The sequence below is a fragment of the Savagea faecisuis genome (genome assembly GCF_042675605.1).
GTDB lineage: Bacteria > Bacillota > Bacilli > Bacillales_A > Planococcaceae > Savagea > Savagea faecisuis.
This window is the reverse complement of record NZ_JBHTJF010000022.1, coordinates 240636-259795: the sequence shown is the minus strand read 5'-3', so window position 1 is coordinate 259795 and position 19160 is coordinate 240636. Positions and strand designations below refer to the sequence as shown.

The following is a 19160-nucleotide window of genomic DNA, read 5'->3' as shown; positions in this document are numbered from 1 at the left end:
GTCACCTCCTCAATTGAATAATAGTTTGCATCTTATTGAATAATGTAGGACACGATGTAAACTTGTGTCACTTCTCCTTCTTGCATTAACGGGTTAATTTGCGCTTTAATCGTTTCTTCAAACGCTTGTTTTCCCGCCTTGCCTTCAAAGTCCTCAGGGGACATTTCCGACAATTCTTTAATCACTTTGCTGTTCACTTGGAATTTACGTTTTTCTAATTCTTCTGCTGCTTTTTTGCTATCCGTTTCGATCGTTAATGAAATGCGGATAAACTGACGTGCATTCAAATTGGTCGTAATTTCTTCAAACTCAACCGTCTGTTCAACGACTTCATCGATTGAAGGCTCTTTCGGTGCAGCGTCCCCTTTGGAGAAATTCAACCAAAGTACAATACCGACGACGCCAATTAAGACGACCATGACGAGCGCAATTAAAATAATCATAAGTCCTTTGTTATTTTTCATTATTTTCACCTCGAATATGTGGATTAGACAACAATTGAACACTTTGATAAAACTGAATAATTCGGTCGTGCACTTCCTCTTTCGAGTCACGCACGATATATTTGGTGCCCGTCGTCAATGTGATCGTCGTATCTGGAAACGACTCGACGCGCTCTATGTATAAGGCGTTGATGGAAAATTCCTGCCCATTCAACCGTGTTACTTTAATCATATGTAAGGGCCGAGCGTGGTCGGCCCGACCCTCCCTTCAAAAAACAAAATTATCGTTTCAAGTTAACTAGTTCTTGTAAAATTTCATCCGACGTCGTAATAATACGCGTGTTCGCTTGGAAACCACGTTGTGCGACAATCATCTCTGTGAATTCTTCACCGAGGTCAACGTTAGACATTTCGAGGGAACCCGATTTCGTTGCTCCCATTCCTGAAATTGTAGGACTTGCAAAAGCAGCATCACCTGAGTTAGGACTTACTTGATAATAGTTTGCTCCTACCTTTTCTAATCCACCAGGGTTATTAAATGTTGCCATCACAAGATATCCTGCTGGTTTTAATTCCCCATCTTTCACATAGGTAACTTCTCCGTTATCACCAATCGACATACTCTCAGCATCAAGTGGAATTTGGATGTTTACATAGTTGTTGTCGTCAAATTCTCCACCTTCTAATTTCTCCTCTCCCACTGGATCGGCATTCCCAACTAAGTAATACCCATCCGAGTTTACGATATATCCATTCTCATCCATGTAGAAATTTCCTGCTCTTGTGTAAAGCGGTTTTTCTAATGAAAGAAGTTGCTCAGGTTTAGGTTCACTCTCACCGTCAGCTTGAGCTACAACAAAAAATCCATCTCCTTCAATCGCAAGGTCTAACGTATTTCCTGTAAATTGAGTAGAACCACCTGCATGAATCGTATCGATTGCACCGAGTTGAGCACCGAGTCCGACTTGTTTCGGGTTCACTCCGCCTCGGCTTGCTGAAGGGCCTGAAGCACCTGCTACTGTTTGTGAGTAAAGGTCTTTGAAGATGACGCGGCCTTTTTTGAAGCCGTGTGTGTTGACGTTGGCGATGTTGTTACCGATGACGTCGAGTTTCGTTTGGAAGTTTTTTAATCCTGAAATTCCTGAGTACATTGAGCGTAACATATGTGTATCTCCTCTTTCGTTTATATTGTTCTACTTCAATCAGTCCGTAGAACGAGGCATCCGCATGCGGTCCTGCCTATAATAGTATCGTTCCATCAATGTTCGTAAAAATTTGGTCTGCCGCTTCCTTGCGATTCATCGCGGTAATGACTGTGCTATTTTTTGCACTAATGATCATCGCGACGTTGTCGAGTAAGACGAGGGAGTCTTTTACCCCTTTCGTTCTCGCTTCATCAATTTTCGATTCGATGCGCATCCATTCGGCATCGCTCACTTCAATCGCGCGTTCGGCGAGTCGTCGTTCCGCATGTTTGCTCACTTTTAATTTCGGTGTGAGTGCTTGCTGTAACGTCTCTTCGAATGAGCGACTCGGTGTCGCTTTTTGCGGTTGTCGTGACGTTGGATGATGAGGTCCGATTGCAGGAAGGCGGTGGAAATGTAATGGATCCACATTTATTCCCTCCTAGCGGGCAATTTCTAAAAATTCATTGCTCGTAATTTTATCTTTGTTCGCTAATACGTATTGGACGTTTCCGTCTTTCATCGTTACTGAAATCACTTCTGACGTTTTCATCTCTTCGCCGTCTTTGTACGTGACATTGCGTCCGATGAGCATGCTCGCTTGAACGAGACTGTTGCCACCGCCCGTGATGCCGCCACCGTCATGTAATTCTGAAATGTTCGCTGCTGTAATTTCACGACCGTTATCGAGTGTGAAAATTGCGACGCCGTCTTTATACTTGATCGACTGGATGAGGTTCATCCCTTCTTCTGCGATCGGCTTACCATCTTCATCTTTTTTATCTGTAATGTCGTGCCATTTCACTGTTTTACCGACGAATTGGTTGTATTGAATAAGTTGAGCATCGTTTTGTGACTGTGCGAACTGTTCGAATGCTTTCGCCATGTTCATCGTCTGTTCCAATGCTGAAAACTGCGCCATTTGTGCGATAAATTCGTTATCTTTCATCGGATTTGTCGGGTCTTGGTTTTGGAGTTGCGCAATTAAAATTTTCATAAATGCGTCTTTCCCCATCGAATCAGGACCTGTCACACGTTGATCGCGTTTTTTATTCAATAAATACATCGAATCATCGATTTTTTGTTGACCTGTTAAACTTTGTGTATTGTTCGTCATTATGCTTCCTCCTGTTCTAAATCAATTAAGAACTGTGCGAATGACTTCTCATCTTCTTGTTCTTCCTCTGTCTCTTCTGTTTCTTCACGTGTAGCGCCGTGGCGTGTATCTTGCTGCATCAATTGTTCGCGCTCTGTTTTGTCAGAAGCTTGAAGCATTTGAGAAAGCTCGATGCGCTCCACTTGTAAGTTTTGCGAGACGAGTGCTGCTCGAAGTTGATGTAAACGTGAATCTAGCATGTCACGCGCTTGTGCGCTCGATGCGAGAATGCGGGCTGTTAACACTCCGTTCACTTCTTGCAATTCGATTCGAAGCGTTCCGAGATGTTCTGGATATAAACGAATCGATAAACGGTTCGCTCCTCCAATTTGTCCGAAGTTCGCTCGTTTCAAAATTGCTTGTAGTTGTTTCATCAATTCTTCTGCACGGCTCTGTTCCGGTGATTCCACTTGCGTTAACGTTTGGAAAAAGACCGACGTTGCGCTCGGCTGATTCATCGACGATAACAATTGTTGATTGCCTGTTTTCGGCTTTGATTCCACTTGCAAACGCAATTGTTCCGCTTCTGTTTGGACGAATTGTTGCATCATCTGTTGGAAGTTTTGCAATTTAGTGTCGTGGATAACGTGCATATCCGCTTGCGGTGCGACGTGTTGAATGTACTGGGCAATGACAGCAAATTGAGCGACTTGTTCTTCTGTGAACGGTAATTCTTCACCTTGTTGTTGCAGTAGTTCGATCGCTTCTGTCAACTGTGTCACATGATTCCAAAACGGCTCTATTTGATCTTCCGCTTGCTCTCCGCGAAGCTTTGCAATGAGCTGTTCGATATTGTGAATCAATTGTTCTTTTGAAGATTCATTAACATCTCCTAATGAGAGTACCGATTCTTCTTGTGGCTTTTGCTGTTCTGTTAATCGTTCTACTAAGCCTTCTAACGCATTCGTAATCGTTGTGATCAGTTCATTGTACGTGTCAGATGACTTCAGTAGTTCGTACACATCGTCCAAACTCGCTTGATAGGGAATCGTTGCGATGAGTTCTGTTAACTGTGTAGCAAATTCTTCATCGAACAGTTCAGGTAGTAATTGTTCCAGTTCTTCTGTCGACATGTTGAGCACTTCTGATAAAATCGCTAACACATCTTCAGATGATTTTGGTGCTTCTTCTAGCTTTGTCATTTGCGACTCGCTTGAGCCGAGCGTTTGAGCCATGACGGATGCGAAGACGTCTTTAGAAGAGCTATTTCCCTTCATGTCGATCGCTGCTGATTTTTGTTGAGCGACGGCAGCCATTTGTAGCATTTGAATGTTCACTTGTTGTTTTCACCTCCTTTAAAGGTTGTTATTTTGATAATAATGTCGTAAATTTCGCCGCTTGTTCAGGTTCCATCTTTTCTAAAATAGCTGCCACTGTATCTGGCTTTAAGCTCGCTAAAATTTTCACTGCATCTGCTTCATTCATCGCAAGTAAAATAGGTGCTGCGTTTTTCGCAGATAGTTTCTCGTACGTTGCGATAATTTCTTTAAATTCTTTTTTCGATTCTTCCGCACGATTTTGCACTTTCGCAATTTCGTCTGTCAATCGTTCTTGTTCGATGACGAGTAGTTCATTTTCTTCTTTTAATGCTTGAAGTTGTTGTTCTACTTTGGCAATTTCGTTATCTTTTTGTTGCAACTCTGCTTGCAACGTTACGACTTTTTCATCATTCGAAAAGTCTGGCTGCTCAAGCTGTGGGTCTGGTTCACCTTTAATCATTTCGGTCGTCCATTTTTTCGCTTGGTCAATAACGTTAACATCGGCCACTTTGGCAACGATGAGCAATACAGCAGAAACGAACAATAGAGGAACGACGAGCCATAGTATTAATATTTTCAATATGGATGGCTTCTTTTTTTCTTCTTCCACCTCTAGTTGCTCTTTTTCTTCCGCCATATGTTACCACCTGCTTTCCTTTCGACTAAACTGTTGCGTTGACAATTCATCGAGTTGAATTGCCTCAAGATGTTCCATCTCTTCTTTGTACAGCTGTTGATCGTGCTCTTTCATTTTCTCGTACTTGCGCACTTCAATCGTATCTTCGAGCAATTTTTCTTCAAACCAGTTCATCTTCGCCCGATATTCAATCACTTTCTTTTGACTGAGCGCGATTTCTTCTTCTAAACGCGTTAAGTAACGCGCATAGTATTGTAAGCTTTCAATCGAGAAACCATGCTTTAATTTTTCTTCTTGTTCTGCGAGTAAGTCTTCTTTTTTCTTCAGCAATTCATACAGTTCAGTCGCTACACGTTCAAACTCTTCGATAGAATGTTTATAGTCGTTTTCAGAATCGAGTTTTTTCTGTTCTTGAAACGTCAATATGTTTTCGAATCGATAGGCATACTGTTTCACGTCGTTTGACCTCCTGCGGCAAGCTTGATCAATTCATTGACCGTATCTTCCGCGCTAATATTGTCCCTGAAACCTTGCTTTAAAAAGTTCGTAATGAGCGGTTCGTATTCAATCGCTTCGTCAATTTCGCGAGAAGTTCCTCGCTTGTAAGCTCCGATATTAATTAAATCTTCGGATTTGTCATATGTATAGTACAGTTCACGCAAGCGTTCGGCTGCTTTCACATGCTCTTCTGAAGCGATATGGTTCATTAGTCGGCTAACGCTTTTTAACACGTTAATTGCGGGATACTGTCCTTTGTTGGCGAGTGTTCGGTCTAATACGATGTGACCGTCTAAAATACCTCGTACCGCGTCCGCAATCGGTTCGTTCATATCATCTCCGTCAACGAGCACGGTGTAGAAAGCTGTAATCGCACCTTTTTCGCTCGTTCCTGTACGTTCGAGCAATTTCGGTAAAATAGCGAACACAGACGGCGTGTATCCTCGCGTTGCAGGTGGTTCTCCGACTGCGAGTCCGATTTCACGTTGTGCCATCGCAACCCGTGTTACCGAGTCCATCATCAACATGACATTGTACCCTTTTTCTCGGAAATACTCTGCGATTGCTGTCGCTGTAAAGGCTCCTTTAATTCGCATGAGCGCAGGTTGGTCTGACGTCGCCGCTACGACGATCGTTTTTTTCAGCCCTTCTGGTCCGAGGTCACGTTCGATAAACTCTCGCACCTCACGACCACGCTCTCCGATGAGGGCGATGACGTTAATGTCAGCGACTGTATTGCGGGCAATCATTCCGAGCAACGTACTTTTCCCGACTCCGGAACCTGCGAAAATACCGACACGTTGACCGTTACCGACCGTCAACATACCGTCGATCGCTTTCACGCCGACTGATAATGGGTCGTTGATCGGTGGACGCGTTAAAACGTTCGGTGGGTCTTGCTCCGTTCGCACTGTCGTTAAACCGCGTGGTAATGGAGCCCCGTCAATCGGATTTCCGAGTGAATCGAGCACTTGTCCAATCAAGCCCATCCCTACTTTCACTTCTAAAGGACGGCCTGTGTTTTCGACGAGGCAACCGCTACCGATTTCTTGAATATGTGTGTAAGGCATAAGGATGACAATTTCTTCACGGAAACCGACGACTTCCGCCATAATGGTAGAGTCTTCTGTCGGTTGTAACGCATCGTGAATATGAATGTGGCAAACGTCGCCGACTGAACATTGCGGACCTTGCGATTCGATCATAAGACCGACGACTCGCACGACGCGTCCGAACTTCTTATACGTTTCCATTTTGGGAATGACGTCGATCAACTGCTCTGCCTTTTTCATTCATTAGTCACCACTTTCTAATATTTCTACAAGTTGTTCTTTCAACACTTTTAACTGTTCATCAATCGTCACAACGATGCGTCCGTGATTCGTTTCGATGTAACATTCTTCATCTTCGAAATCATCGTTCGCAAAGATGAGGAATGGGATGTCTGGTAGGAATATTTCGACGAGCTCGTCACGACTACGGCTGACGACTTCATAATATTTTGGCGAAACGTACAATTTGATCTCTTTCATCTCACGCGCTTCTTTTAAAGCACGTTTGACGACATCGATGTACACTTCTTCATCACGGTCTAGCGTAATGTTCAAAATACGTTCAGCTGCTTGCATCGCCATATGTAAAATAACGAACTCTTGCTCTTCTCTATATTTTACACCATCCGCTGCCGCTCGCTCTACAATTCGGTTCGCTTCTTCAAGCTTTTCTTTCCACGCTGCATGCGCTTCTTCCATTCCTTGATTGTAACCAGCTGTATAGCCTTCTTCATACGCTTGTTTCTCCAGCTGTACTTTCTCTTCTTCCCACGCTTGACGCATCGAATGAATATCATCTAGAGCTACTTGTCGCATATGTTCTGTTTGCGAGCGTATTTCTGATATTTCGATTTCTACTTTACGCAACATATTGTCGCGCTCTTGTTGAAGAGCTTGACGTTGTGCGTGCATGTCGATAGACTCGACAACTTCTTCATCTTCTTCTGTCGTTTCTCGCTCAAATGTTCGAATCGGAATATGGGCTTTCTTCTCAACTGGAACGTTGTTGTATGAACGGATGATTTTAGACAATGATGTCATCTCCTCCGCCACGTGCGATGATAATCTCACCCGCATCTTCTAAACGACGAATTGTCGATACGATGCGTGATTGAGCTTCTTCGACGTCTTTCAAACGTACAGGTCCCATAATTTCCATTTCGTCTTTGAACGATTCTGCCATACGTGATGACATGTTTTGGAACAATATTTCTTTTACTTCTTCGCTCGACACTTTCATTGACAAAATTAAGTCTTCGTTCTCTAGGTCGCGAATAATACGCTGGATCGAACGGTTGTCGAGTGTGACGATATCTTCGAATACGAACATGCGCTTACGGATTTCTTCAGCAAGCTCTGGGTCTTGAATTTCGAGTGTATCGAGAATTGTTTTCTCCGTTGAGCGGTCGACACCATTTAACACTTCGACTACCGCGTCGACGCCGCCCGTTTCCGTGAAGTCTTGTGTCACGGTTGACGAGAGTTTGCGCTCTAATACAGACTCAATTTCACTAATGACTTCCGGGCTTGTCGATTCCATCGTCGCGATACGTTTCGCAATGTCCGCTTGAACATCTTGAGAAAGGGACGATAAAATCATCCCTGCTTGCTCAGGTTCTAAGTAAGACAAAATTAAAGCGATCGTTTGCGGATGTTCGTTTTGAATGAAGTTTAATACTTGTGCAGGATCTGCACGTCTCGCAAAATCGAATGGACGCACTTGTAAAGATGACGTTAAACGATTGATAATCGTCTGCGCGTGATCTTTACCGAGCGCTTTTTCAAGCACGGTCTTCGCATAACCGATACCGCCTTGTGAAATGTAATCTTGCGCTAAAGCGATGTTGTGAAATTCTTCAATGACTTGATCTTTCACATCGGCTTCTACTTTTTTGACGCTTGAAATTTCGAGCGTTAACTTTTCCATCTCGTCTTCATCCAAATGTTTGAACACTTGGGCAGACAATTCTGGTCCGAGAGAGATGAGGAGTAACGCTGCTTTTTGACGTCCTGACATCTCTGATTCTTTTTTAGCCATTCGTTATCCCTCCATCAATCTTCAGAAATCCAAGTACGTAATAACTTCGCGAATTCTTCCGGTTTCTCTTTCGCCATTTTCTCGAGTTGTTTACGACGTACTGTCGCTTCCGTTTCTTGTTCATCATTAATGTCATCTACCATTAATTCTTCTTGCTCCTCAAGTGCTAACTGCTGTTCTTCTAATTCTTCTTGTTCACGTTTACGCTTACGTAAGAATAAGACGACGAGCACGATAATGACGACGAGTAAAATCGCACCGACGATGTAAACCCAGAGAGGTATTTCTGTCTCTGTACCGTCAAATTGTGATGCCATCGAGCCATTGAATGGCTGGATTGATACTGCAATCTTTTCAGCGAGTACTTCGTCTGTCAATTCAACATTATCTTCTTTATGAATCGATGTACGAACGATCGTCGTTAAAATTTGTTCGACATCATCTTGTAAGTTTTGCGGAAGCTCGGTCACTTCGCCCTCCTCATCACGAGGTGGATCGATGATTACTTGGATTCCGATGTCGCGTACTTTGTACGGACTTTCAACGATTTCTTTACGCACACGGTTCACTTCGTTATTAATTGTTTCTTCGAAGCGTTCATAGTCTCCGTTCGAGAAGCCCCATGCTCCGTATGTGTTCGTCATATTATCTGTCGGATCTCCGCCTTCTACATCACCTTCAGCGAATGGGCCATTGCCTGTGAATGTCTCTGTAATTCGTTGAGCACTCATCGCAATTCCTTCCATATTTTCTTCATCGACAGGTGTGACGATGTTTTCTTCACGGTTTTCTGCTTTAAAGTCAACTTCTGTCGACACGCTTACCGCTACTTTATCGTGACCCATCATTAAACCGAGCATTTGTTGTACTTGACGTTGAATGTCGCGTTCGATTGATTTCTTAACGCCCATTTGATCCGCAAGTTGTGCTCCTGTATTTTTATCTGGGTCCACTTGATCATAAATTTCAGAGAACTGGTTCATGATCGTAATGTTTTCAACGTCTAAATTCGGCAAACTTTTTGAAACTAAACTGTACATCGCACGAATTTGTCCTTCTGTAAACTCATGACCTGGACTCGTCTTTAACATAATTGCTGCTGTTGCATCTTCATTGACATCGCGAACGAAGACGCTCGGTGTCGGCAAAGTTAACATAACGGAGGCATCTTGCACTCCTTCAATACCTTTGATTAAATTAGCGAGTTCTGTTTGTAATGTCGCTACTTTCAACATATTAAACTCATTGTCTGTCGTTCCAAAACCAGCGTTATCTGCGAAGAACGAGTAGTCGATTGTTCCTGAATTCGGGAAACCTTCTGACTCCAGCATAACGAGTAATTCATTCACTCGTTCTTTCGGTACTAATATGGATGTACCTCCTGGTGCGATCTCGTTCGGAACATTCAAAGAATCCAAATGCTCTTTCATTCTTCCAACTTCTGCTCGTGAAACATCTTTGTACAGCGGAACATATTCTGTTCGCGATAAGAAAAATGTGAGCAGTGCCGCCACTAGAATAATTCCAAGCGCAGAACTAACATATACAATTTTTTGGGTTTTCGAACGCTTCGACCAGAACTCGCTAACGTCAGCTCTGATTTTCGCTACTCTTTCTTTCATTCATAATCCCCCGGTTGCCTCGCTTTACATTATAGCGGCATTCTACTAATTTCTTGATACGCTTCTACTACTTTATTACGTATTTCTAACGTAGCACTAAGTGCGATGTTCGCCTTCTGTGCTTCGATCATCACGTTATGTAAATCGACATTTTGACCTGTGATGAGTTGCCCTGTTTTAAAATCAGATACTTTTTGCATTTGATCGACTTGGGCAATCGCTTCTTTTAAATATGTACCGAACGACTGTTCAACTTGTTTTGATTCGTTCTGAATTTCAAATATATTTTTCGGTGGGATGACCGATTGCACAGATTGAATTTTAGGCATTTTGTTCTCCTCCTTCATTTAAAACTTTTCTCACGATTACTTTCCAATTTCTAAAGCTTTCATCAACATAGACTTATTTGCGTTAAATGCAGTGATGTTCGCTTCATATGAACGCGTTGCAGACATCATATCAATCGTCTCACGCAAAGGGTCTACGTTCGACATGCGCACGTATCCCATATCGTCCGCGTCTGGGTGACTCGGGTCATAAACAAGTTTAAACGGTGTCTCTTCGTCTTCTCGAATGCGAGAAACGACTACACCGTTGCCTACTGCATGTTTATGTTGTTTCCCGATCGCAGCATTAAAGAACGATGTAAACTGTCCTTCTTTTGTTGCCATCGCTACCGTCTTACGGCGATACGGTTCCCATTCGCCGTTAACGAGACGAGCGCGAGTTGTATCGATGTTCGCCATATTCGATGATATCACATCCATGCGCAAGCGTTGTGCAGTTAGTGCTGACGCTGTCGTTTGCATACTATGGAAAATCGTCATCCTTAACGGCCTCCTTTAATCACTTGTTGTAAACTGTTAAATTTACCGTTCAAACGGTCAATAAGTGCGTTGTAATAAATTTGGTTCTCCGCCATGTTCGCTTGTTCTTTATCCATATCGACACCATTACCTGTATGTCTGTAGGCTTTCATATACGTCCGAACACTACTTAATTCACCCGAGCGGGCAAATGGAATATGTCGTTTGTCCGTGCGATATGCTTCTAATTGCTTCGTTTTTGCTTCGTTGAATACGTCTTGGAAACTCACTGCTTTCGATTTATAGTTCGGCGTATCTACGTTGGCAATATTTTGCGCAATCGTTTTTTGCGTGAGCGCTGCGTAATCTAATCCTTTTTCTAAACCTTGGATCGTTGAGCTGAATAGCATTTTTCTCTCACCCCTTGCAATTATCAAAAATATAAAAATATAATGACAGAAACAAATTTTCTATTATCGTCATTGTATCGAAAAAACAGCGTATTTGTCTACATTAAACGGATATTTTATACCGTTTTTCACAAAATAAGTCACTGTTTTTTCACGTTCTTTTCATTTTTAGGCCTTTAGACTATTTTTATCTTATGAAGTAATTGTTTTTTTATATTATATACATATTAACGCTAATATATTGCATTTTACATTTATTTTTTAACATATTTTTGATTCCGTTCAAAAACGTTAGGTCTTACCGGTCATTTTCCGTTTTTTGTGAATTTATTTTTCAAATACATACAAAAAACACGAGCACACTTAATGACCTATGCTCATTCTCTCCTAAAACGATGTAACCATTTTATATTCAATAAGCGCTTTACATATGAAACGTTCTGTTTCATTGTTCCGAATAAAAAGGCACATAGATATTGATTGTATCAGAAAAAAGAAAAAGCACAATGTAGTGCTTTTTCCTGTCGGGTATTATTAAATTTGACGTTTTTCTAACTCAGCTAAAAATTTACTGTTTAATACTTTAATGTACGTTCCTTTCATACCGAGTGAACGTGATTCGATGACGCCTGCACTTTCTAGTTTGCGAAGTGCGTTCACGATGACCGAACGTGTAATACCGACACGGTCCGCTACTTTCGATGCGACGAGCAATCCTTCATCGCCGTCAAGCTCTTTGAAAATATGTTCGATCGCTTCATGTTCGCTGTATGACAATGAGTTGATCGCCATTTGAACGACTGCTTTGCTACGCGCTTCAATTTCAATTTCTTCTGATTTTTCGCGTAAAATTTCCATGCCGACTACTGTCGCGCCGTATTCCGCTAAAATGAGGTCATCTTCTGTAAACTCTTCATCCATACGTGCTAAAATGAGTGTTCCGAGACGCTCTCCGCCACCGATGATCGGTACGATTGTCGTTAAACCGCTTTGGAATAATTCTTTATTTTCTACAGGGAAAGCAGTGTATTCACTGTCGATCCCGATATTCGGTGAAGTTTCATGAATGTTGAAAAGACGTGATGTATATTCTTCAGGGAATTGTTTTTCTTCGTACATACGTTTAATACGCTCGTTCTCGATTTTTTGATGAATTTCAAGACCGAGTAATTTCCCCTTACGGCTGACGATAAATGCGTTACAGTTAATAACGTCACTCAATTGTTCCGCCATCTCTTTAAAGTTAACAGGTTTTCCTGCTTTTTCTTGAAGCATTGCGTTAATTTTTCGTGTTTTCGCTAGCAATGACATGTTATATTTTCCTCCTAATCGTTATAAAACGAACTCTCTATATACAATCTCTTTCCATTTTAACTCTTATAATTGTCGAAATAAACTCATTTGTTTGAATTTACAAAATAAATCGTGAAAGGTCTTCATCTTTTACGATTTTTTGAAGTTTTTCATCGACGTACGGACGGGTGATGACGACTTCAGCCGGTGCGATATCTGGCGCTTCAAACGATAGTTGTTCGAGCAGTTTCTCGATGATCGTATGAAGACGACGCGCTCCGATATTTTCTGTTGAATCATTCACTTCATACGCAATTTCAGCGAGGCGTGTAATCGCATCGTCATCGAAACGAATGACGATTTCTTCCGTTGCAAGCAACTGTTCATATTGACGCAATAAAGAATGTTCTGGCTCGCGTAAAATGCGTTCGAAATGCTCTGCTTTTAATTTGTTAAGCTCTACTCGAATCGGGAAACGCCCTTGCAGTTCAGGGATGATGTCCGATGGTTTTGAAATATGGAAAGCTCCCGCTGCGATAAATAAGATGAAGTCCGTGCGGACGACCCCGTATTTCGTCGTCACTTGCGAACCTTCAACAATCGGTAAAATGTCGCGCTGCACTCCTTCACGCGATACATCTTGTGATTGTTGAGAACCGCTACGACTCGCAATTTTGTCGAACTCGTCGATGAAGACGATGCCTGACTGTTCGGTCAGTTCAATCGCAAGGCGCGCTACTTTTCCTTCATCTAATAGCTTGTCTGCTTCTTCCTCTTCTAACACTTTACGTGCATCTTTCACTTTCATCGTGCGCTTCGTCGTCTGTGTCGGAATAATGGAAGACAGGGCATCTTGAAGTTGGCCGAGTTGCTCTGCATTTGCGCCTGGCATCATGCCAAGGACATTCGATTGTGGCATCGCTACGTCGAGTTCTACGAGTTCTTCTTCAAGTTTCCCGATTCGCAACATCGCACCAATTTCAGAGCGCTTTCGTTTGCGTTCAGTTTCTTCTTGTGGATCTTGTTGTTCTTCTTGTTGTTGGCCGAATAACATTTCAAACGGATTCGACATCCCTTGTTGTTTTTTCTGTTTCTTTTTCGGGACGAGTAATTCGATCAGTCTCTTTTCGGCATTGCGTGCAGCTTCTTCTTTCACATCTTCTCGCATTTTTTCTTTCACGAGACGAATCGATACTTCTACTAAATCTCGAATGATTGATTCGACATCACGACCGACGTATCCGACTTCTGTAAACTTTGTCGCTTCTACTTTAATGAATGGCGCTTCGATAAACTTCGCCATACGACGAGCGATTTCTGTTTTCCCTACTCCTGTCGGGCCGATCATTAAAATGTTTTTCGGAATGACTTCCTCGCGTACTTCTTCAGGCAGACGCATACGACGATAACGATTGCGTACCGCTACTGCGATTGCCCGTTTCGCCTCTTCTTGGCCGATGATGTACTTATCTAAATATTCGGTTAACTGTCTCGGTGTATACTGCTCTTGTTTCGTCATTACAGCACCTCCACAATGATGTGATCGTTCGTGTACACACATAATTCTGCTGCCGTTTCAAGCGCTGCACGTGCAATTTGTTCAGCCGTTAATGAGTCTCCGCTGTACTTTTTTAAAGCGCGACCTGCTGCGAGCGCATAGTTGCCACCTGAACCGATTGCTAGTACGCCATCGTCTGGTGCGATCACTTCCCCAGTTCCTGAAACGAGTAATAATTGTTCTTCATTCATGACGATGAGTAACGCTTCTAATTTGCGAAGCGCGCGGTCTCCTCGCCACTCTTTTGCGAGCTCTACCGCTGAACGTTCTAATTGACCATTGTATTCGTTTAACTTCTGTTCAAAACGCTCAAATAATGTAAAAGCATCCGCTACTGATCCCGCAAAACCTGCGAGCACTTTACCGTTGTGTAATTTACGTACTTTTCGAGCTGTATTTTTCATAATGACGGCATTGCCCATCGTCACTTGGCCGTCCCCACTCATCGCGACTTGCCCTTTATGATGAATGGCAAAAATCGTTGTTGCGTGAAATTCCATCACGTTCTTCCTCCTTACGCTCGCGGATGTGTCCGGTCGAGCACTTCTTTTAAACGACTCGTCGTCACATGCGTGTACTTTTGAGTCGCCGCTAAGCTTTGATGTCCGAGTAATTCTTGAACGACGCGTAAGTCTGCTCCATTGTTTAATAAATGGGTTGCGAAAGTATGGCGTAATTTATGTGGGTAAAGCTTCCCGTCAAGCGCTGCCTCTTTCATCAATTGAGTTAAAATATACCGCACACCCCGTTCTGTAATCGGTGCACCTTTCATATTGACGAAAAGAAATGGATGATGTTCTCTTTTCATCAAACTTTGACGAGTTTCTTCTATATATAGACAGAGTGCATCTTGTGCAAAACTGCCGAAAGGTACGTAACGTTCTTTTCGCCCTTTTCCCATAACCCGGACGATACCGTAATCGAGATCGACATGTGAGACTTCTAGCGCAACGAGTTCTCCTACTCGCATTCCAGTCGCATATAACATCTCTACTAAAGCACGGTCTCGAATCATCTTTCGACTTTCTCCATGCAATGACGCAAAAAGAGCTTCCAATTCTTCCTCATAAAAAAAAGAAGGTAATCGTTCTTCTTTTTTCGGATGATATAAAAGTTGAAAGGCTTGATTGTCAATGCCATATGTCGTTTTCGCATAGTTGAGAAAAGTTCGAATAGACGTAATTTTGCGTGCTACGGTCGCACGAGCGAGCCCAGCATCATACAATTCCGTCACGTATAGACGCGCTTCTTGATACGTCAATTGTGACAATCGAATTTGTTGACGCTGTAAAAAAGAGCCGAATTGCTCAATATCGCTCATATATTCTTGAATCGTATACGATGCGTAGTTTTTTTCAATACGCATATAGTTGTGAAATTCTTGCTTTAATGGCTCAAATTCCATACGATCACCTCGATTTTCCCTCAGTCCATTGAATACTATACATGAAAGGTCTTAATTTTCGCAACTATTTCAATGCGGTGGTCAGACTTCTTTATGTACTGTTCATAACTACGTCACAATTTTAGGCTATTTCGTCATTTTTATCAATTAATTAACATTTGAACGTTTTTTATTGTAAGCGCCATCTTTCGTAAATTAGAGTGTGTCTTTCTCAGGCGAACAAATTACATTGGTCATTGACATAGAAAATCCCTTTCTCTACTTCGAGAAAGGGATCTATTTCTTATTCGCTTAATGTCGTCACAAATTCATCCATCGATGTTAATGCGCGCTCTGCATATTTTTCTGCACGTTCTGCTTTTGAACGAATGCGTTTTTCAAGCGGTGGGAAAAGTCCGAAGTTGACGTTCATCGGTTGGAAATTGTCAGGGTTCGCTTCCGTAATGTAGCGAGCTAAACTGCCGATTGCCGTTTCATCTGGCATACGGTGAAGCAATTCTCCTTGAGCTAAGCGCGCTGCATTCATCCCTGCGACTAAGCCTGAAGCGGCTGACTCAACGTATCCTTCAACACCTGTCATTTGACCTGCGAAAAATAAGTTCGGATGTTGACGCATTTGGTACGTCGGTGTCAAAATTTTCGGTGCGTTCATAAATGTATTACGATGCATCACACCGTAACGAACGATATCGACATTTTCAAGACCCGGAATGAGTGAGAGTACTTTCTTTTGCTCGCCCCATTTCAATTGCGTCTGGAAGCCGACGATATTGTATAACGTTCCCGCTCCATCATCTTGACGTAATTGAACGACCGCGTACGGCGTTTCACCTGTTTTCGGGTCTTCAAGTCCTACTGGCTTCATCGGACCGAATAATAACGTTTTTTCGCCACGTTTTGCGAGCACTTCGACTGGCATACACGCTTCGAAAAATAAGTTTTTCTCGAAATCTTTCATCGGTGCGACTTCCGCTTCAACTAACGCTTCATGGAAACGGTCGAATTCTTCTTTCGTCATCGGACAGTTTAAATAAGCGGCCTCGCCTTTATCGTAACGCGATTTTAAATATACTTTCTCCATATCGAGCGACTCTTTCGTAACGATCGGTGCTGCTGCGTCGTAAAAGTAAAGGTCTGTCTCTCCAGTGAGTGATTGAATTTGTTCTGTTAATGCTTCAGACGTTAACGGACCTGTTGCGATAATCGTAATTCCTTCTGTCGGAATCGTCGTCACTTCTTCATTCAATACTGTAATGTTCGGATGTTCTTTCAACGCCTTCGTAACATTTGCAGAAAACTCATGACGATCCACCGCAAGTGCTCCTCCTGCTGGAACGGCACAAGCATCTGCCGCACGAATAATTAAAGAATTTAATTTTCTCATTTCCTCTTTTAAAACACCTACCGCATTCGTCAGCTGATTCGCACGAAGCGAGTTACTGCAGACGAGCTCTGCGAATTGATCGGTATGGTGAGCAGGCGTCTGCTTCACTGGTCGCATTTCGTACAAACGAACTTGTACGCCACGATTTGCAAGCTGCCAAGCCGCTTCACTTCCCGCGAGCCCGGCGCCAATTACGTTTACAACTTGCATACTTTCCCCTACTTTCTATTCTTGTGGTTCTTCTTTATAGTCACATTCTTCATTTGTACATTGTACTTGTACGCCTTTTTTCAAGCGTTTTTCAACGAGTGTCGGTTCATTACATTTCGGACAAGCACGAGCGATCGGCTTATCCCATGAGACGTATTCACACTCTGGATATTGGTCACAACCGTAGAAAATACGGCGTTTTTTACTTTTTCGTTCGACGACTTCGCCTTCTTTACATGTCGGGCATTTGACGTCGATTTTCTTCACGATCGCTTTCGTATTGCGACATTCCGGGAAGTTCGAACAAGCCATAAATTTCCCGTATCGGCCCATTTTGTACACCATTTCAGAGCCGCATTTTTCACAGTCTTCTCCTGCAGGTTCGTCTTTAATTTCGATCTTTTCCATCTCGGCATCCGCTTTTTCAACATGTTTTTCGAATTCTGTATAGAAAGCATCGATCACTTCTTTCCAAGCGATTTCGCCTTCTTCGATACGGTCTAAGTCATTTTCCATACTCGCCGTAAATTCGATGTCGATAATGTCTGGGAAATATTCGTTCACCGCTTCATGAACGATGACACCGAGTTCTGTCGGGACGAAACGACGCGCATCGAGTGTGACGTAACCGCGCTTTTGAATTGTATCGAGCGTCGGTGCGTACGTTGACGGACGACCGATTCCGAGTTCTTCCAACGTTTTCACGAGACGTGCTTCCGAATATCTCGGAGGCGGTTGCGTGAAGTGTTGTTTCGGTTCGATCGCTTCACTGTTTAACTTCTCTTCTTCTGTAAGTTCCGGCAACATTTTTTCATCCATCGGTTGTTCGCTCGCGTCATCGTTCCCTTCGATGTACACTTTCATAAACCCTGGGAACTTCACTTGCGAACCGTTCGCACGGAATTTATAGTCGTTGTTCATTAAGTCAACAGCGACCGTGTCAAGAATCGCTGGTGCCATTTGACTTGCGACGAAACGCTCCCAAATGAGTTTGTATAAACGGAGTTGGTCGCGCGATAAATATTGTTTCATCGCAGCTGGCGTACGCTCTACAGAAGTTGGACGTACTGCTTCGTGCGCATCTTGAGCGTTACTTTTCGATTTCGTTTCTTTTTTCTCTGTCGGAATAAACTCTTCTCCGTACATCGTTTCGATAAATGTTTTTGCTTCTTCTTTCGCTGTATCCGAAATGCGTGTCGAGTCAGTACGCATGTAAGAAATCAGTCCGACTGTTCCTGCACGGCCAAGCGGAATTCCTTCATATAGTTGTTGTGCAAGCATCATCGTTTTTCTTGCACGGAAATTTAATTTACGCGCCGCTTCTTGTTGAAGGGATGATGTCGTAAACGGTAATGCTGGATTACGACGGCGTTCTTTTTTGACAACTTTCGTCACTTCAAAAGGATTGCCTTCAATTGCTTTCAACACATTTTGGACGTCTTGTTCGTTCGATAATTTGAGCTTCTTCTCATCTGTTCCATAAAAAGCCGCTTCAAATTTCGTTTTGTCTTTTTCGAATTGTGTTGTAATGCTCCAATATTCTTCTGGTGTGAACGCGTTAATTTCATTTTCACGGTCGATGATTAAACGGAGCGCAACGGATTGAACACGTCCTGCTGAAAGACCTTTTTTTACTTTTTTCCATAAAATCGGACTAATGTTGTATCCGACGAGGCGATCTAAAATACGACGTGCTTGTTGCGCATCGACTAAGTCCATATCGATCGGACGCGGTGTTTTAAATGAATTTTTCACAGCGTCTTTCGTAATTTCGTTAAAGACGACGCGGCAATCGGATTCAATGTCTACGCCTAATTGGTTCGCTAAGTGCCAAGCGATCGCTTCCCCTTCGCGATCCGGGTCAGCCGCGAGATAAATTTTCTTCGCTTTTTTCGCTTCTTTTCGTAAGTCTTGTAAAATAGGCCCTTTCCCACGAATCGTAATATATTTGGGCTCGTAATTATTTTCAGTATCTACGCCCATTTGGCTTCTCGGCAAATCGCGTAAATGCCCTAAAGATGCTTTTACTGTGTAACGTTTTCCTAAATATTTTTCAATCGTCTTCGCCTTCGCTGGCGACTCGACGATGACTAAATTGTCTGCCATGTACACATATCCTCCCCAGTAGTAGAGATTGTCATTCTTTTTTATATTTCAATGAATCAACCTATTCGTCTACATTTCACTTCTGTTGCAAAATGTATA

General features: G+C 42.7%; 21 protein-coding genes. All 21 read right to left on the bottom strand.

Going from position 1 to position 19160, the window contains the following annotated elements; genetic code table 11:
• Positions 1 to 32: 32 nt before the first annotated feature.
• On the bottom strand, positions 33 to 464 hold the full coding sequence (fliL, locus tag ACFQ0V_RS06050) for a flagellar basal body-associated protein FliL (RefSeq protein WP_381010986.1): 432 nt from the start codon (positions 462 to 464) through the stop codon (positions 33 to 35).
• Entirely contained in the window at positions 454 to 675 is a 222-nt protein-coding gene (locus ACFQ0V_RS06045; protein WP_381010983.1) for a flagellar FlbD family protein, read from the bottom strand. Before ACFQ0V_RS06045 ends, fliL begins: the two co-directional genes overlap by 11 nt.
• A gap of 49 nt (positions 676 to 724) precedes the next feature.
• Positions 725 to 1606 (bottom strand): flagellar basal body rod protein FlgG, encoded by an 882-nt coding sequence (gene flgG / locus ACFQ0V_RS06040; RefSeq protein WP_381010980.1) that lies wholly within the window; start codon positions 1604 to 1606, stop codon positions 725 to 727.
• A gap of 76 nt (positions 1607 to 1682) precedes the next feature.
• Positions 1683 to 2057 carry a TIGR02530 family flagellar biosynthesis protein gene (locus tag ACFQ0V_RS06035; protein WP_381010977.1) on the bottom strand — a complete coding sequence of 125 codons (375 nt, stop codon included), beginning with the start codon at positions 2055 to 2057 and terminating at the stop codon, positions 1683 to 1685.
• Between the two features lie 12 nt (positions 2058 to 2069).
• Positions 2070 to 2744: a flagellar hook assembly protein FlgD gene (flgD, locus tag ACFQ0V_RS06030; protein ID WP_381010974.1), complete on the bottom strand. Its 675-nt coding sequence runs from the start codon at positions 2742 to 2744 to the stop codon at positions 2070 to 2072.
• Positions 2744 to 4060 carry a flagellar hook-length control protein FliK gene (locus ACFQ0V_RS06025; protein WP_381010972.1) on the bottom strand — a complete coding sequence of 439 codons (1317 nt, stop codon included), beginning with the start codon at positions 4058 to 4060 and terminating at the stop codon, positions 2744 to 2746. The genes flgD and ACFQ0V_RS06025 overlap by 1 nt, the downstream gene beginning before the upstream one ends.
• Before the next feature lie 28 nt (positions 4061 to 4088).
• A complete protein-coding gene (locus tag ACFQ0V_RS06020; protein ID WP_381010969.1) occupies positions 4089 to 4679 on the bottom strand; it encodes a MotE family protein in 591 nt (196 codons plus the stop codon).
• Between the two features lie 3 nt (positions 4680 to 4682).
• Positions 4683 to 5135 (bottom strand): flagellar export protein FliJ, encoded by a 453-nt coding sequence (gene fliJ, locus ACFQ0V_RS06015; RefSeq protein ID WP_381010967.1) that lies wholly within the window; start codon positions 5133 to 5135, stop codon positions 4683 to 4685.
• Positions 5132 to 6469: a flagellar protein export ATPase FliI gene (gene fliI, locus ACFQ0V_RS06010; protein WP_381010964.1), complete on the bottom strand. Its 1338-nt coding sequence runs from the start codon at positions 6467 to 6469 to the stop codon at positions 5132 to 5134. Before fliI ends, fliJ begins: the two co-directional genes overlap by 4 nt.
• Positions 6470 to 6472: 3 nt before the next feature.
• Positions 6473 to 7261 (bottom strand): flagellar assembly protein FliH, encoded by a 789-nt coding sequence (fliH, locus tag ACFQ0V_RS06005; protein ID WP_381010961.1) that lies wholly within the window; start codon positions 7259 to 7261, stop codon positions 6473 to 6475.
• Positions 7254 to 8267 carry a flagellar motor switch protein FliG gene (gene fliG / locus ACFQ0V_RS06000; protein WP_381010958.1) on the bottom strand — a complete coding sequence of 338 codons (1014 nt, stop codon included), beginning with the start codon at positions 8265 to 8267 and terminating at the stop codon, positions 7254 to 7256. Before fliG ends, fliH begins: the two co-directional genes overlap by 8 nt.
• A gap of 14 nt (positions 8268 to 8281) precedes the next feature.
• Positions 8282 to 9889: a flagellar basal-body MS-ring/collar protein FliF gene (gene fliF, locus ACFQ0V_RS05995; protein WP_381010955.1), complete on the bottom strand. Its 1608-nt coding sequence runs from the start codon at positions 9887 to 9889 to the stop codon at positions 8282 to 8284.
• Positions 9890 to 9918: 29 nt separating this feature from the next.
• Positions 9919 to 10218 (bottom strand): flagellar hook-basal body complex protein FliE, encoded by a 300-nt coding sequence (gene fliE, locus ACFQ0V_RS05990; protein WP_381010951.1) that lies wholly within the window; start codon positions 10216 to 10218, stop codon positions 9919 to 9921.
• Positions 10219 to 10254: 36 nt separating this feature from the next.
• Positions 10255 to 10716: a flagellar basal body rod protein FlgC gene (gene flgC, locus ACFQ0V_RS05985; protein WP_381010948.1), complete on the bottom strand. Its 462-nt coding sequence runs from the start codon at positions 10714 to 10716 to the stop codon at positions 10255 to 10257.
• Positions 10717 to 10718: 2 nt separating this feature from the next.
• Positions 10719 to 11105, bottom strand: coding sequence for a flagellar basal body rod protein FlgB (flgB, locus tag ACFQ0V_RS05980; protein ID WP_381010945.1), 387 nt, complete (start codon positions 11103 to 11105; stop codon positions 10719 to 10721).
• A gap of 534 nt (positions 11106 to 11639) precedes the next feature.
• Positions 11640 to 12416 (bottom strand): GTP-sensing pleiotropic transcriptional regulator CodY, encoded by a 777-nt coding sequence (gene codY, locus ACFQ0V_RS05975; RefSeq protein WP_381010943.1) that lies wholly within the window; start codon positions 12414 to 12416, stop codon positions 11640 to 11642.
• A 100-nt stretch (positions 12417 to 12516) separates the two neighbouring features.
• The gene (gene hslU / locus ACFQ0V_RS05970; protein WP_381010940.1) at positions 12517 to 13917 is read right to left on the bottom strand and encodes an ATP-dependent protease ATPase subunit HslU; all 1401 of its coding nucleotides are present in this window, start codon (positions 13915 to 13917) and stop codon (positions 12517 to 12519) included.
• Positions 13917 to 14459 (bottom strand): ATP-dependent protease subunit HslV, encoded by a 543-nt coding sequence (hslV, locus tag ACFQ0V_RS05965; RefSeq protein WP_381010937.1) that lies wholly within the window; start codon positions 14457 to 14459, stop codon positions 13917 to 13919. The genes hslU and hslV overlap by 1 nt, the downstream gene beginning before the upstream one ends.
• Before the next feature lie 11 nt (positions 14460 to 14470).
• Complete coding sequence (locus ACFQ0V_RS05960) at positions 14471 to 15361, bottom strand: tyrosine recombinase XerC (RefSeq protein WP_381010934.1); 891 nt, start codon at positions 15359 to 15361, stop codon at positions 14471 to 14473.
• A gap of 283 nt (positions 15362 to 15644) precedes the next feature.
• Positions 15645 to 16955, bottom strand: coding sequence for an FADH(2)-oxidizing methylenetetrahydrofolate--tRNA-(uracil(54)-C(5))-methyltransferase TrmFO (gene trmFO, locus ACFQ0V_RS05955; RefSeq protein WP_381010931.1), 1311 nt, complete (start codon positions 16953 to 16955; stop codon positions 15645 to 15647).
• Positions 16956 to 16970: 15 nt separating this feature from the next.
• On the bottom strand, positions 16971 to 19061 hold the full coding sequence (gene topA, locus ACFQ0V_RS05950) for a type I DNA topoisomerase (RefSeq protein WP_381010928.1): 2091 nt from the start codon (positions 19059 to 19061) through the stop codon (positions 16971 to 16973).
• Positions 19062 to 19160 lie beyond the last annotated feature (99 nt).